Origin of the sequence: Alcaligenes sp. MMA, from assembly GCF_020907215.1 — a bacterium.
In the GTDB taxonomy this organism is placed as follows: Bacteria; Pseudomonadota; Gammaproteobacteria; order Burkholderiales; family Burkholderiaceae_B; genus Alcaligenes; species Alcaligenes aquatilis.
On the sequence record NZ_JAJJPP010000001.1, the window covers coordinates 1792844 to 1808068 of the forward strand.

A 15225-nucleotide genomic window follows, 5' to 3' on the forward strand; every position below is an offset into this window, starting at 1 on the left:
TGTATCAAAAATGTGTTTTGTTGCATGTATTAATCATTAATTCATGACTATTTCGTCGATCCCGCTTAGGCTCTGCCTGAAAATCGACGAAATATCGGATATTCTTCCGATAAGCGTTTGTGCCGCCAACCCCACATCCGTTTTGTAACAGCCCATGATTCCTGCTGCTTTTACGCAACGTCTGCTTACCCTGTGCCTGACTCTGCTTCTGGCGGCTTGCGCACATACCCCTTCTTCACGCCCTCCAACTACCCATACCTTTGAGCTTGATGAGCAACGGCGTTCCGCCGTGGTCCTATCCGCCTTGAGCCTGCTGGATACCCCGTATCGCTACGGCGGGCACAAACCATCTACCGGCTTTGATTGCAGTGGGCTGGTGCATTATGTATTCAGTCAGGAATCCAGCTCCCCTGTTCCGCGTCGTACCAGCGATCAGGCCGGCGCGGCGCGGCGCGTCAGCCGCTCGCAGCTACGCCCTGGCGATCTGGTGTTTTTTAATACACTGGGCACGCCCAACTCGCATGTCGGTATCTATATAGGCAAGCAACAGTTCATCAATGCGCCCTCCAGTGGTGGGCGCGTACGAATTGATTCTTTGGATAATCCCTATTTCGCCAAACGCTTTGAAACGGCTCGCACATTCTTTGATTGATTCATCGACAAGCCTGCAGTATCGGGATTGAATGGAACATGAGCCTGTATGACAAGACCCTGTTCCATTGAGCACAAATAACAAAAGGGCCCATGATGAGTGGGCCCCTTTTTTATTGCGATGCGGCTAGCACGTCGGCACGGTGGCGTATTGCTCGGCCAACGCCAGAAAAGCATCCAGCTCGGGCGAACGCCCCGTTTCCTCTTGCATAATCGCCGCCACCGCCGGGGCAAGTGATTGCGCCAGGCGCGCATCCAGGAACAAAAGCCGAGAACGACGGGCCAGCATATCTTCCACGGTACGGGCATATTCAAAGCGGCAGGCAAAGCGCACCATGGCGACGCTCAGGCCTGGAGCCAGCTCTTGATCGGCTCCGGGCAAGGTCTGCACCCAATCAGCCTCACTGCCATAAGCATCCAGGCCAGCGGTACGCCCCAAAGAGCGCCGATCGCCTACATAAGAAGCCCCCACCAAGCGTTGTTCCTGAGTCCGGCAGGCAGGCAAAGGCCCCAGCAAACCGGACTGCTGGCAACGTTCCAGCACATCCTCAGCCATAGCTCGGTACGTTGTCCACTTGCCACCCGTTACCGTCAATAAACCATTGGTGCTCACCGTAATGCTGTGTTCCCGGCTGATCGATTGCGTTTTCCCCGCAGCCGACTCGGCAGCCGGACGCACCAAGGGCCGCAAGCCTACCCAGATACTGCGCACGTCCCGCGCAGTCGGGGCTTTTTGCAGATAATTCGCAGATTCTTTCAGAATGAAATCCACTTCCTGGGCCATAGGACGCGGCTCCAAAGGAACATCATCCCGGGGGGTATCCGTGGTTCCCAGAATCAGCTTGCCCAGCCAAGGCACGGCAAACAGCACTCGGCCATCCTTGGTACGCGGCACCAGCAAAGCGTGTTCACCGGGCAGAAATGTCTGATCGACCACCAAGTGCACCCCCTGGCTGGGCGAGACCATAGGCCGCAATTGACGCCCGGCTTCCCGCGCATCCAGTTCTCGAACCTGATCCACCCACACCCCCGTGGCATTGACCACGCAGTGACTCTGGATCGTATAGGTTTGACCACTTTCTCCGTCCTGGCAGCGCACCCCGGACACCTTACCGTCGCGGTGCATCACTTCTACAACCGGGCAGTAATTGACCAGCAAGGCACCATTCAAGGCTGCCGTACGGGCCAGGGCCAAAGCCAGACGCGCATCGTCAAACTGACCATCCCAATATTTGACACCGCCTTTCAAGCCACTTTGACGGGCGCCCGGCAACAGTTGCCGAATTTTAGAAGCGCTCAGAAACTGGGTATGGCCCAACCCTTCCCGCCCTGCCAAACCGTCGTACGCCATCAAGCCAACCCCATAGAACGGGGTTTCCCAGCATTTGTAGCTGGGCATGACAAAAGGCAGGCGCTGCGCCAGATGCGGCGCATTACTGAGCAAATGCATGCGTTCGCGCAAGGCCTCGCGTACCAAGCTTACATTGCCCTGAGCCAGATAACGCACCCCACCGTGAACCAGCTTGGTGGCCCGCGAGGATGTGCCCTTGGCAAAATCCTGGGCTTCCAACACCACCACACTCAAGCCGCGCAGGGCCGCGTCCAGGGCCACACCCAGGCCGGTTGCCCCGCCCCCCACCACGACCATATCCGCCTGAGTGGTGCGCGCCAAGGCGCCCATCATCTGGGCTCTATCGGTTAATAAGGGGGAACTTAATGTAGTCATAAGATGAGCTTTGGACCTGAAATTAGCAGACACCCGAAAAATCACTGGCTGGCTCGGGATTTACCCTGATTTTAGCCCCTGAACTCTTACCGTCCAGTGAAACTTGTTTGCTCGCGTATCAAGGTGCCTTCAGCTACCGGACACAGGCTACACAGAGCCAGTACACTGTGGTCTGCTCCGCTTTTACTGCCTCATTCGCATGACATTCATACTTGCTCTTGATCAGGGAACTTCCAGCTCGCGCAGCCTTGTTGTCGCGGCAGACGGCCGCATTCTGGCCAAGGCGCAGCAGGAAACCCAGCAATACTATCCACGCACAGACTGGGTGGAACACGATCCCCAGGAAATTCTGGACACACAGTTTCGGACCGCCCGACAAGCGATTGAGCAGGCCGGTCTGCGCCCCCAGGACATTCACGCCATAGGCATTACCAATCAGCGTGAAACCACCGTGCTGTGGGACCGGAAAACCGGACAGGCCCTGCACAAGGCCATTGTCTGGCAAGACAGGCGCGCCGAGGACTTCTGCGCCCAGTTGCGCGAGCAGGGGTACGAAGCCACCATTACCAACAAAACCGGCCTGCCCATCGATGCCTATTTTTCAGCCTCCAAGCTGCGCTGGCTGCTGGACTCCATTCCCGGCGCCCGTGAGCAGGCACAGCGCGGTGAACTGGCTTTCGGCACAATTGATAGCTGGCTGATCTGGCATTTAAGCGGCGGCAAGATCCACGCCACTGATGTCACCAATGCCTCGCGCACCCTGCTCTACAACATTCATAGCCAGCAATGGGACGAGGAGCTGCTGACCCTATTCAACATCCCGGCCAGCGTATTGCCCCAGGTACAAAGCTCTGCCTCTGAGTTTGGCTGTTGCAGCCCCGAGATTCTGGGCAGCCCCATCCCTATTTGCGGTGTGGCGGGCGACCAACAAAGCGCCCTGTTCGGGCAGGCCTGTACCAAGCCCGGCATGGCCAAAAATACGTACGGCACGGGCTGCTTCCTGTTAATGCACTGTGGCTCGCACGTTCCCCAATCCCATAACGGGCTGATCGCGACCAGTGCAGCCCATCACGGCGACACTCCTGCCTACGCACTGGAAGGCAGTGTTTTCATTGGCGGTGCAGTCGTCCAATGGCTACGCGACGGGCTGGGCGCTCTGGAACACAGCGCCCAAGTTGAAGAGCTGGCCCGCAGCGTGCCCGATGCCCAGGGCGTACGGCTGGTTCCGGCCTTCACTGGCCTGGGCGCCCCCTATTGGGATGCCCAAGCCCGAGGCACCATTACCGGTCTGACACGTGCCTCTACCATGGCCCACATTGCCCGAGCGGCCCTGGACAGCATTGCCTACCAAAGCGCCGCCGTGCTGCAAGCCATGAATCGAGATGTACAAGCCAACGGCGGCCCAACTTTGCACGAGCTGCGTGTGGATGGCGGAGCCTGCGCCAATAATCTTCTGATGCAATTTCAGGCAGACTTGTTGGGCCTGCCTGTCGTGCGTCCCGTTACTATTGAGACGACCGCCCTGGGCGCAGCCTATCTGGCGGGCCTGGGCAGCGGTCTGTATTCAGGTCTGCCGGAAATCGCGGCGCTGTGGCAATGCGATCGGGTGTTCGAGCCGGCCATGTCGCGCGACGAAGCTCAAACCCTGATGCTCAGTTGGGAACAAGCCGTGCGTCAGGCGCGTACTTATTGAACTTGCTGTTTTTTTGACGGAAACACCATGCTGCAAAAAATCATTCTAGGCATTGCCATTTTCCTGATCGTCATGTTGGGCTTGACCTTTGGCGAGGCCATCATCCGCTACCTCTCCTCCTACCTGGGGTTTCTGTTTGATGACTTCGTCCACTTGATGCGTGAAGTCCAGCATTACCTGACGGTCCACTGGGGTAAGGCCTTGATTGCCTTGCTCATTACCATCCCGCTGGTCATCTGGATTTCCAAGAACAAAAAAGATGAGATGTCCAAACCCAACAGCCACCGCAAGATTGCGATTGTGTTGGCGATTTTCCTGGGCTGGCTGGGCGTACACCGCTTTTACCTGGGCCAGATCGGCATGGGACTGCTGTTCCTGGTACTGTTTGCCATCTGGGCCCCGCTGGCTTACTTCCTGGCCCTGATCGACGCCTTGCGCTACGCCTTCATGGGCGACGACGAGTTCAAGCTGGTTCGTTAATTTTCATCATTCCCCCCCTTACTCGGTAACGACACCCCAAAAGTTGGAGACAGATCCAACCTTTGGGGATTCACCTGGCACACAGCAGTCCATTGCGGACTGCTGTGTGCCAGGTGAATCCGAGCGGCATGCAGGCTGCAAGGTGGAGCGCAAGCCAAAGGCGTAGCGTGGGGGTGCTCTTTACCCCCGGGCCGCCTCAAAACTTGGCGCCCCCGGCAAACAACGCCTCCTTGGGGATGAGCCGGGACACACAGTAGTCCATTGCAGACTGCTGTGCACCAGACGAATCCGGGCGGCATGCAGGCTGCAAGGTGGAGCGCAAGCCGAAAGCGCAGCGTGGGGGTATTTTTCTGGCTGACCGCTTGGTGCGTTCCCCAAACTTGATAGCGGCAAATGCACACGCTCCATTCAGAAGGTTTTGTGGCTCTATCAGGGAAAACCACAGCGCGCGCGGCACCCAAGCCTAGCTCCTTGATTTTCAACATTTATATTAGCCACCATACTTTTTAGGTATTCAAGTAAACCTTTTTAGTCTTGGAAATCTCCAAGCCGCTTCGTGTTCAATCGAATTGGGGGAGACACGTCAGCCTCTAAAAGACTGGCAGCGGCGGCTCAGATCAAAAGTGTGAGGCCATTGTTGCTGGCTCTGTCTACATATCCGTTTTACCCGGTGGCTTCCAGTACAAAATTCAGAGCCACCCCCATGACACTCGCGTCCACGGCTTTATGTAAGCACACATCTCCGACTTGCATCGGAGGCCTGCAGACCACGAGAGTCACGACAAACATAACTAGATTGAGACACAAGACAATGCGATGCACTAAAACTACCTATTTGCTGCGCAGCGTGCTGGGCCTGGCCTTGGCCGCCTGCACGCTAAGCAGCCACGCCGCCACAAAGACACAACGCCCCAATATTTTGCTGATCGTGGCCGATGATCTGGGCTATTCAGACATAGGTGCGTTTGGCGGGGAAATCTCCACCCCCAACCTGGACGCCCTGGTCAAAGACGGCGTAGCCCTGACCGACTTTTACGCCTCCCCCTTCTGTTCCCCGACCCGCGCCATGCTGATGTCCGGCGCGGACAACCACCAGGTCGGCTTTGGTGGCATGGCCGAACTGATGACACCTCAGCAGCGCGCCCTACCGGGCTACGAAGGCTTTCTGAGCGACCGGGCCCTGCCCTTTCCACTGGTCCTGCAAGACAATGGCTACCGCACCTATATGGCGGGCAAATGGCATTTAGGCGTGACCGAAGAGGTCGCCCCACCCAATCGCGGCTTTGACCAGTCCTATGCCTTGATGCACGGTGGCGCCAGCCACTTTGACCAAAGCGGCATCATCACGTTCGACGCCAACAAAGCGCCGGTTGCCCTGTACCGTGAGAACGGCAAGCAAGTGCAGTTGCCCAAGGACTTTTACTCCAGCGAGTTTTTTGCCTCGCGCCTGCTGTCCTACATGGACGCAGACACGCGCCAGGACCAGCCTTTCTTCGCTTACCTGGCCTTTACCGCGCCGCATTGGCCTTTGCATGCGCCCGAAGAATACATACGTAAATATGAAGGCCGCTACGATGCAGGCTATGACGTGCTGCGTGAAGAACGCCTGGAACGCATGAAGAAACTGGGGCTAGTCCCCCAGGACATGCAAGGCTATGTGGGCAATCCAGCCTGGCCACGCTGGAAAGCGCTGAGTCCTGAGCAGCAGCGCGTAGAAAGCAAACGAATGGCCGTCTACGCCGCCATGGTGGAATCCATGGACGCGCAAATTGGCCGCGTCATCGACCACCTGAAACAAACCGGCCAATACGACAACACCGTCGTGATCTTCCTGTCCGACAACGGTGCCGACGGCAATACCGTGCTGGATGAAGGTGAAACCCGCGCCTGGGCGCACAAGCATCGCGACAACAGCTACGAGAACACAGGCCGTCCCGGCTCCTTTGTCGAATACGGCCCAGGCTGGGCACAAGTTGGCTCCACGCCATTCAACCTTTACAAAGCCTTTATGTATGAAGGCGGTATCTCGGTGCCCAGCATCATGCGCGTACCCGGTGCTACACGTCAGGGCGAGTTTGTGCGCGCCCCAGCTCACGTCACCGACATCGCCCCCACAATTCTGGCCTTGGCCCAGATCGAGCAACCCAAGGGCGAATACCGTGGCCGCCAAGTTATCCCCATGCAGGGTAGCTCCATGGTGGATGTGCTGACAGGTCGCAGCGATCAAGTGCATGAAACCTTCCGCCAAGGCTGGGAGCTGAATGGCCGCCGCGCCATGCGCCTGGGTGACTGGAAAATCGTCTACGCCAATGCACCGTGGGGCAAAGACCGCTGGGAGCTATTCAATCTGGCCGAAGATCGCGCCGAGCTGAACGATCTGTCCGAAACACATCCTGAAAAGCTGAAAGAGCTGATTGCCGAGTACGAGCACTATGCCAAGCGTAACGGTGTGGAGGATTTTGAAGGTCTGGCGTCCCGCCCTGGCTACAGCAACAGCCTGAACTACTACAAGGATCTGGATGAAGTCCTTTAAGCTCCCCCGAGCCAAGGCACTGCTGACGGTATGCGGACTGCTGGCAACAGCTCCGCTGCCCGCAGCGGCACAAGGCTCCGTCCTGCCCCCTCCCCCGATGCCAGCGCACGATTGCCAGGCGTATAGCGGCATACCGGCAGGCTTCGGCCCAGCCAAGCAAGGCGTCGCCAATCAGGCCGGTTTGGTCGCCATTGCTGGCGGGCGCTTTCTGATGGGTTCCGACGAGGGCTACCCTGAAGAAAAGCCGGTACACCCCGTGCAAGTCCAGGCCTTTCAGATAGATCAGCACGAAGTCACCAATGCCCAGTTCGCGCAATTTGTGGCGGCGACAGGCTATGTCACCCAGGCGGAACGGGTGCCGGAATTCCCATCGAATGCTCAGGTTCCCGAGCAGTATCGTCAGCCCGGATCCGCCGTCTTTACGCCACCGGCAGCGACGCATGACCACGATCACCACGACGGGCACAATCAGCATGCCCCTACCGGCAATTACAACTGGTGGGTATGGGTACCAGGTGCCAACTGGCGTCATCCCGGCGGGCCAAAGACCAATCTGGATGGCCGGGACAATCATCCGGTCGTTCATATTGCTTACGAAGATGCGCTGGCTTACGCTCGCTGGTTGGGACGCGATCTGCCTACCGAAGAGCAATGGGAATTTGCGGCGCGCGGCGGACTGGAAAGTGCACGCTACCCTTGGGGCAATACGCCTGAAGTGCGTGGCCGTTTGATGGCCAACACCTGGCAAGGTAGCTTCCCCGCCAAAAATCTGCTGCGTGATGGCTACGAAGGCACTGCCCCTGTGGGCTGTTTTCCGGCCAACAACTATGGCCTGTGGGATTCAGTCGGTAATGTCTGGGAATGGACACGCAGTGCATGGCAGCCCCAACATCGGCCCCTGACACCCAAACCCCTTGTCGCAGCGGCAAAGGATGCCAAAGGAAACCCGGCAACCGGCGTCATCAAGGGCGGCTCATTTCTGTGTGCGGCCAATTTCTGCGTACGCTACCGCCCAGCATCACGTCAGCCCCAGGAAACCACCCTGTCTACCCAGCATGTGGGCTTTCGTACCGTGCTGAATAGGGAACAAAAGTAGAACCTGAAAAAACAGGATTGGCTCTTGCCAAGCTCGGCTCCAAACAATCATCCCCTCGTTGTTGACGAGGGGATGATTCCACACAAGGTCTTGTCACGAGCAGGCTAACAAAAACGCTTCGCTTAAGTCATCACGCCTGTTTCGGACAGAGCCACGTCTTTTTCCTTGCCGGCCCGGTGGTCCAGAGTCTCGCTGACACTTTCCCAAGCGTTCTGCAAACTATCAAACACACGACTGGCGTGAATCTGCTTGAACAGTCCCATGCGTACCAGCTTACGAGTCACTTTCTCGTTGGCTTCGCAAAGAGCCACCATGACATTGCGCTGCTCCAGCTCCGCCAGGGCGGTTTCCAGAGCCTGCATGGCCGTCGCATCCACAAACGGCACGTAATTCAGACGCAGGACCACGGCCCGAACCGGCTCGGGCACCGTCAGCAAGGAACGATTCACCGCCTCCACGCTGGCAAAAAAGTAGGGCCCTTCCAAGGTGAGCACCGAAATATCCTGGCGCAGCTCCTGGTTAAGGGGCAAATCCAATGCCCGCTGCAAACGACGGCCTTCCAGCGCCCGCACCTGCACCCCATCTGAGGTGCGTTTGAGCACATACAACATGGCCAGAACCACCCCGATGTTGACGGCCACGACCAGATCCGCAAATACCGTCAGCGCAAACGTCACCCATAAAATGAATAAGTCAGCCGGGGGCATGCGACGCTGCAAACGAAGCACCAGCTTGGCCTGACTCATGTTCCAGGCCACCATGAACAGAATGGCAGCCAGCACCGTCAGCGGAATATAGGCGGCCAGCGGCGCTAACAGTAACAAAACCAGCACCAGGAAAACCGCATGCACGATACCGGCGATGGGGCTGTCGCCACCATTACGAATATTGGTAGCGGTACGGGCAATCGCCCCGGTCGCCGCGATTCCGCCGAACAAGGGCGAGAGCACGTTGGCAATCCCCTGCCCGACCAGCTCCTGATTGGAGTCGTGGCGGGTCCCAGTCATGGAATCGGCCACGACTGCGGACAGCAAAGACTCGATCGCGCCCAGCATGGCAATGGCAAAGGCAGGCCCGATCAACTCCACCACACGGGTCAAGGTAATGTCTGGCCATTGGAACGACGGCAAGCCACTGGGCAAGGCCCCGAAGCTGGAACCGATCGTGGCCACCGACTCAAAACGGAATATCGCCTGGATAAGCGTGATGAGCACCAAGGCCACCAAAGGGCCGGGTAAACGCACCAGACTAGGAACCTTGGGGACCAGAATCAAAATAGCCAAGGACAAGGCACCTAAAAGCGTGGTTGCCCCATCCAGTGAAGGCAGGTTCTGTAGCAAGAACCAGAGCTTCTCGTGAAAGTGCTGCCCCTCGACAACGGGAAGGCCAAAAAAGTCCCGCCACTGGCCCACCCAGATAATCACCCCAATACCTGCGGTAAAACCCACAATGACCGGATCGGGAATAAAGCGGATGACCGCCCCCAGGCGCAACAGGCCCAGCAGCAGCAAAATCACCCCAGCCATCAGCGTAGCAATTTGCAGCCCAGCCACGCCATGCTGGGCCACCACCCCGGACAAGATGACAATGAAAGCGCCCGTCGGCCCGGCAATCTGGACCCGACTGCCACCAAATAAAGAAACCGCCAAACCGGCAATAATGGCGGTATACAAACCCTGCTCGGGCTTGACTCCAGATGCAATAGCAAAGGCCATGGCCAGCGGCAAGGCCACCACCCCCACCACCAAACCGGCCAGCAGGTTATTTAGCCAATGTTTTCGCCCCAGGAGCCCGGCTCGACCCGCTTCCAGCAGTGCAATCATCGCGCGTCCTTGTCATGCCCAGCCTGCTCGACACAGATGAGAAACAAGCGGGGCCCAAACTCAAATGAAGCGTTAATGATACTACTGTGTGTCAAATCAACTTCACGTTAGTGATGGGCTTATTTGACGCAACATAAGAATGAAGCATAAAAAAACCCCACCTAAAAGAGGTGGGGCTCAATTGCACGAAACACGGAACTCAAGGATGGCGGGCGCGAAGCAGACGCAAGCTGTTCAGCACCACCAGCAAGCTGGCACCCACGTCGGCAAACACCGCCATCCACATGGTGGCCTGTCCGGTCAGGGCCATCACCAAAAATACCGCCTTGATGCCCAAGGCCAGGCTGATGTTCTGCCACAGCACTGCATGCAAGGCGCGCGACTGACGCATCAGCAAGGCAATCTTGCCCAGATCATCGTCCATCAAGGCCACGTCTGCAGTTTCAATTGCAATGTCTGAACCCAGCGCCCCCATAGCGATACCTACATCCGCACGGGCCAGGGCAGGCGCATCATTGATGCCATCGCCCACCATCGCCACCAGGCCCTTGCCCAGCTTTTCCTCGATACGGTCCAGCTTATCCTGTGGCAGCAACCCGCCTCGGAAATCCTTGATTCCGGCTTGCCGAGCTACATGGCGCACAGCTTGTTCGTGGTCGCCCGAGAGCACCTCCACTTGCACGCCCTGCGCCTGCAGATCACGAATCGCTGGGGTGGTGGTGGGACGCAGGGTATCCATCATGGCGAACCAGGCCAGCAACCCTTGCTCATCACCCAGATACACCATGGTGGCACCGCTCTCTACGGCTTGCTGTTCGCCCTGACTGGACTGGGCCTGGTTCTGGCCCAGCACCCAGCTACGCTTGCCCAGACGCAATTGGCCTGTCGCCCCTTGTGCCTGCACACCATTGCCGGCCAAGGCCTCGAACTGGTCCAGGCTTAGCAGGCCCGATGCCACGCGACCACGTGCAATCGCTTGCGAAGCGGGGTGATCCGAACGCTCGGCCAAGGCAAGCGCCATATCCAGCACTTCGCTATCCGACAGGCTTGGACGCAAACTGCCGTATTCGCTCAAGGAAGGTTCGCCCAAAGTCAGGGTGCCAGTCTTGTCCACCGCCAGGTAGCGCAATTGACGAGCCCGTTCCAGATACACGCCGCCTTTAATCAAGATACCGGCACGTGCGGCACTGGCCAAGGCACTGACCACCGCCACCGGGGTCGAAATCACCAGTGCGCAAGGGCAGGCAATCACCAGCAGAACCAGAGCACGGTACACGGACTCAGACCAGCTCACGTCCCAGATCAGGGGCAAGGCCACGGCCATCAAGGCTGCCGCCACCACCACCAAGGGGGTGTAGATGCGAGAGAACTGGTCGACAAAACGCTGAATCGGGGCCTTGTTGGCTTGGGCTTCCTGTACCGAGCGCGTAATGCGGGCCAGCAAGGTGTCATCATGCGCAGCCTGGACTTGATAGACCAGCTCGCCCATACCATTGATGGTGCCTGCAAAGACTTCATCACCAGGGGCTTTATCTACGGGGGCGCTTTCACCCGTAATGGGGGCCTGATTAACCGTGCTTAGCCCTTGCAGGACTTTACCGTCCAGGCCAAAACGCTCGCCGGGGGCGACACGCACCTGCCAGCCAGCCTGAACCTGATTGGCCGGTACGCGTTGCCAGTCCTTGCCATCGGCACTGACAAGCACCTCATCGGGCACCAGCTTGAGCAGACTGTCCACCGCGTTACGGGCGCGGTCCAGGGAACGGGCCTCAATCCATTCAGCCAGGCTGAACAAGGACATCACCATGGCGGCTTCGGGCCATTGGGCCAACAGCACCGCGCCGGTAACGGCAATACTCATCAAGGCATTGATATTGAGCTGACCATTACGCAGCGCAATCCAGCCTTTTTTGTAGACCTGAACGCCGCCGGACAAGATCGCCGCCAGAGCCAGAATAATGACCAGCCACTCGGGTGCCGCCAGCCAATGACTGATCTCGGCGGCCAAAGCCAGCACCACAGCCCCGGCAATGCGGATCAGACCTTGTTTAGGCGAGACCTGCTTTACAGGCTTCTCGTCAGCCATGCGGGGCTCAAAACCCAGGCCACGCAGGGCACTGAGCACCTTGTCGCGAGCGCCCTCCACGTGATCCACGGTCAAAACCCGCTGCATCAAATCAAAACCCAGACTCTGGACCTGATCCAGCTTTTTCAGGCCGGAGCGAATCATGTTCTCTTCCGCCGGGCAGTCCATGTCGGCAATATGCACCACCAGACGGGTAGAAGTACTGGCCGCCAACGCGACCGATGGCCCCAAAACAGGCGCCGAGCAGCACGCCCCTTCGTGAGCGTGTGGCGCCTGTTCAGCATGGTCGTGACGGTGATCATGCTCATGGTTGTGATCGCTCATCGCATGGCCATGATCATGGCTATGCTCATGGCCGGTCTGGCAGGCCGATGATGTGCGCTGCCCCACCTCGGGCTTGGACGTATTGTTCGCTGATGTCATAGCAGTTCCTCGCTTCTTGCATGAGACCAGTAGAAAGCCTAAAGTAACTACAAGGTCAAGCCTATTGGAGGCAAAGCAATGAAAATTGGCGAGCTGGCTGAAAAAAGCCACTGCAACACCGAAACCATCCGCTATTACGAGAAGGTCGGGCTGCTGCCCGAACCTGAGCGCAGCGAGGGCAACTACCGCCTATATCGCACTATCCATCTGGAACGGCTGCGTTTTATCCGCAACTGCCGCAGCCTGGACATGACGCACGAAGAAATTCGCGGTCTGTTGGCGTTCATGGACGGTCCGGCGCAAGACTGCGCCCCGGTAAACGAATTGCTCGATGAGCACATCGAGCACGTTGCCGTACGAATTGCGGAACTGGAACACCTGCAAAAGCAATTGATTGAGCTTCGCCACCGCTGCGAACAAGCTGGTGGCCTGGAGCATTGCGGCATTTTGCAGGGTTTGGTGAATATGGAGCCGGATCAGGTTCCGGCCCCCAGCACTCATTTGGGTTAAGGCTGTGTGACGTGGCATTTAGCCACGCACCCGCCCTGCCACCCACATTCCGATCAACATTGCGACTAAAAACAACACCGCCAAGGGCGCGCCCGACGCCGCCAGCACAACGGCCGGTCCCGGACAAAAGCCCGCTATCCCCCAACCAGCACCAAAAATCAGGGAACCCAATACCAAAGGACGGTCTATTTGACGTTGCTTGGGCAGGTTCATGGGCTGACCCGTCACAAACGCACAAGGACGACGACGCGCCAGAGTGAAGGGCACAATCGCCACCGCAATCGCCGCAGCCATCACCAAGGCCAAAGACGGGTCCCAGGCCCCGGCCAGATCCAGAAACGCCAGCACCTTGCCAGGATTGGCCAAGCCGGAAATCAATAAGCCCAAACCAAAAATCAGGCCGGAAATTAAAGCGATGAAATATTGCATGGCAAGCTCCTTACACCAGATGACGCAGCACAAACACAGTCAAAAAACCGCTGGCCATGAAAGCAAGCGTTGCGACCAAAGAGCGAGGCGACAGGCGCGACAGGCCGCACACACCGTGCCCGCTGGTGCAACCTGAACCCAGACGAGTTCCAAAACCCACCAGCAAACCGGCCACGACCACCCACATCCAGGGCTGCGGCTGTACGGCAGGCACACTTTCCCCGAGCAAGCGATACAGCCAGGGTGCCGCCGCCAAACCTAACAGAGCCATCCAACGCCAGCCCTTGTCCCCCGCCTCCCCGCTCCAGGTGCCGGACAACAAGCCGGATATGCCAAACACCCGACCATTGAACAGCACCAGAATAGAGGCTGCCAAACCCACCAAAGCGCCCCCAAACAAGGCGCTCCACGGTGTAAACGAAGCCCAATCAATTGTGATCATCAGTGCCTCCCGGGGCGCAAAAGATTCCATATAAAGTCTGCATTACCGCCAGCACCGCTGGATTCTCCAAACGGTAATAAACGTATTTACCCTCTTTGCGGCTGGCAATTAACTCTTCGCGCCGCAAAACTGTTAATTGCTGCGATAAAGTAGGCTGAGCAATGCCACTGCGCTGTGCCAACTCTCCCACATTGCATTCTCCCTGCACCAGGGTGCAAAGAATCATCAGGCGGTCGGGATTGGCCAGGCTGGCCAGCAGGCTGCTGGCTTGGCCTGCTACCTGCCGCAAGGCGTCCAATTTTGTTTGATCCATATCGTTCTACAAAAACACAATATATATTATTATATAATATCTTTTAATATTTTATAAGCAACAAGAGGTCTGACATGCTACAAGCCCAGGTCGCCAGCTTCTTTCACACAGACACCTCCACGTTCACCTACGTGGTCTATGCCGCAGGCCAACGCGAATGCGCCATCATCGACTCGGTGCTGGACTATGACGCCGCCTCTGGCCGCAGCAGCACTGTCTCGGCTCAAAAGGTCGTGGATTTTGTGCGCCAGCAGCAGCTGGACGTGCAATGGATCCTGGAAACTCACGCCCATGCCGACCATCTGTCTGCTGCAGTCTGGTTGCAAGAACAAGTGGGCGGCAAAATCGCCATTGGTGAGCACATCAAGCAAGTGCAGTCCACGTTCAGCCGCATCTTTAATATAGAGGCCGAAATTCAGGCCAATGGCACGCCCTTTGATACGCTGTTCAAGGATCAGGAACAGTTCCAGATTGGTGCGATTCAGGTGCAAGCCCTGCACGTACCCGGCCACACGCCAGCCGATATGGCCTATCACGTTCAGGGGCTGGGCGTCTTTGTGGGCGACACCTTGTTTTTGCCCGATGTCGGCACCGCCCGTTGCGACTTTCCGGGGGGCAGCGCCAGCCATCTGTATGAATCCATCCAGGGCCTGCTGGCCTTGCCCGCAGAGACGGTCTTGTTCATGTGTCACGACTATCCGCCTGAAGGGCGGGAACCTCAATGTCAATGCACGGTTCAAGAACAAAAAGAGGGCAACATCCATGTACACGATGGCATCAGCGTGGAGCAATTTTGCGAGCGCCGCACAGCACGCGATAAAACCCTGGGCATGCCGCGCCTGATCCTGCCATCCATCCAAGTCAATATCCGGGCAGGCCACTTCCCCAAGCCAGAAAGCAATGGTCAGGTCTATCTGAAGCTGCCCGTCAATCAACTCTGAATACGGCTGTACTTTGCGCCCAGGCAGACACAGGCCCGGGCGCAAAAAAACTTTTAAGTCCCAGCCTGCGTATACTGCC

13 protein-coding genes are annotated in these 15225 nt (G+C 57.7%); 7 read left to right on the forward strand and 6 right to left on the reverse strand.

The features are described 5' to 3' along the window. Positions 1 to 154: 154 nt before the first annotated feature. Positions 155 to 652: a C40 family peptidase gene (locus tag LNA76_RS08210; protein WP_108727131.1), complete on the forward strand. Its 498-nt coding sequence runs from the start codon at positions 155 to 157 to the stop codon at positions 650 to 652. Positions 653 to 778: 126 nt separating this feature from the next. Here LNA76_RS08210 and LNA76_RS08215 read toward each other — a convergent pair whose 3' ends face one another. Then, the gene (locus tag LNA76_RS08215) at positions 779 to 2377 is read right to left on the reverse strand and encodes a glycerol-3-phosphate dehydrogenase/oxidase (RefSeq protein WP_108727130.1); all 1599 of its coding nucleotides are present in this window, start codon (positions 2375 to 2377) and stop codon (positions 779 to 781) included. A 199-nt stretch (positions 2378 to 2576) separates the two neighbouring features. On the opposite strand from LNA76_RS08215, the gene glpK reads away from it, so the two are divergent. The 4 genes from glpK (at position 2577) to LNA76_RS08235 (ending at position 8179) form a co-directional block, all read left to right on the forward strand. After that, the gene (gene glpK / locus LNA76_RS08220; RefSeq protein WP_230018720.1) at positions 2577 to 4070 is read left to right on the forward strand and encodes a glycerol kinase GlpK; all 1494 of its coding nucleotides are present in this window, start codon (positions 2577 to 2579) and stop codon (positions 4068 to 4070) included. A gap of 27 nt (positions 4071 to 4097) precedes the next feature. Further along, positions 4098 to 4550, forward strand: coding sequence for a TM2 domain-containing protein (locus LNA76_RS08225; RefSeq protein ID WP_108727128.1), 453 nt, complete (start codon positions 4098 to 4100; stop codon positions 4548 to 4550). Positions 4551 to 5361: 811 nt separating this feature from the next. Then, on the forward strand, positions 5362 to 7083 hold the full coding sequence (locus LNA76_RS08230) for an arylsulfatase (protein ID WP_230018722.1): 1722 nt from the start codon (positions 5362 to 5364) through the stop codon (positions 7081 to 7083). Then, entirely contained in the window at positions 7070 to 8179 is a 1110-nt protein-coding gene (locus LNA76_RS08235; RefSeq protein WP_230018723.1) for a formylglycine-generating enzyme family protein, read from the forward strand. Before LNA76_RS08230 ends, LNA76_RS08235 begins: the two co-directional genes overlap by 14 nt. A 122-nt stretch (positions 8180 to 8301) precedes the next feature. Here the strand turns inward: LNA76_RS08235 and LNA76_RS08240 are convergent, their stop codons facing one another. Both LNA76_RS08240 and LNA76_RS08245 read right to left on the reverse strand, forming a co-directional pair. Then, complete coding sequence (locus LNA76_RS08240; RefSeq protein WP_094196083.1) at positions 8302 to 10002, reverse strand: SulP family inorganic anion transporter; 1701 nt, start codon at positions 10000 to 10002, stop codon at positions 8302 to 8304. A gap of 199 nt (positions 10003 to 10201) precedes the next feature. Next, on the reverse strand, positions 10202 to 12511 hold the full coding sequence (locus LNA76_RS08245) for a heavy metal translocating P-type ATPase (RefSeq protein WP_230018725.1): 2310 nt from the start codon (positions 12509 to 12511) through the stop codon (positions 10202 to 10204). 78 nt (positions 12512 to 12589) lie between these two features. On the opposite strand from LNA76_RS08245, the gene cadR reads away from it, so the two are divergent. Next, entirely contained in the window at positions 12590 to 13021 is a 432-nt protein-coding gene (gene cadR, locus LNA76_RS08250; RefSeq protein ID WP_230018728.1) for a Cd(II)/Pb(II)-responsive transcriptional regulator, read from the forward strand. 18 nt (positions 13022 to 13039) lie between these two features. On the opposite strand, the gene LNA76_RS08255 is transcribed toward cadR, so the two are convergent. From LNA76_RS08255 to LNA76_RS08265, 3 genes are read right to left on the reverse strand one after another with little or no spacing between them, the layout of a single operon-like run. After that, positions 13040 to 13450, reverse strand: a complete 411-nt coding sequence (locus LNA76_RS08255; protein ID WP_094196081.1) for a DUF6691 family protein — start codon at positions 13448 to 13450, stop codon at positions 13040 to 13042. A gap of 10 nt (positions 13451 to 13460) precedes the next feature. After that, positions 13461 to 13892 (reverse strand): YeeE/YedE family protein, encoded by a 432-nt coding sequence (locus LNA76_RS08260; protein ID WP_199827863.1) that lies wholly within the window; start codon positions 13890 to 13892, stop codon positions 13461 to 13463. After that, positions 13879 to 14205 (reverse strand): ArsR/SmtB family transcription factor, encoded by a 327-nt coding sequence (locus LNA76_RS08265; RefSeq protein WP_094196080.1) that lies wholly within the window; start codon positions 14203 to 14205, stop codon positions 13879 to 13881. Before LNA76_RS08265 ends, LNA76_RS08260 begins: the two co-directional genes overlap by 14 nt. Before the next feature lie 74 nt (positions 14206 to 14279). Between LNA76_RS08265 and LNA76_RS08270 the strand changes: the two genes are divergently transcribed. Then, the gene (locus LNA76_RS08270; protein WP_230018730.1) at positions 14280 to 15146 is read left to right on the forward strand and encodes an MBL fold metallo-hydrolase; all 867 of its coding nucleotides are present in this window, start codon (positions 14280 to 14282) and stop codon (positions 15144 to 15146) included. The last annotated feature ends 79 nt before the right edge of the window (positions 15147 to 15225 follow it).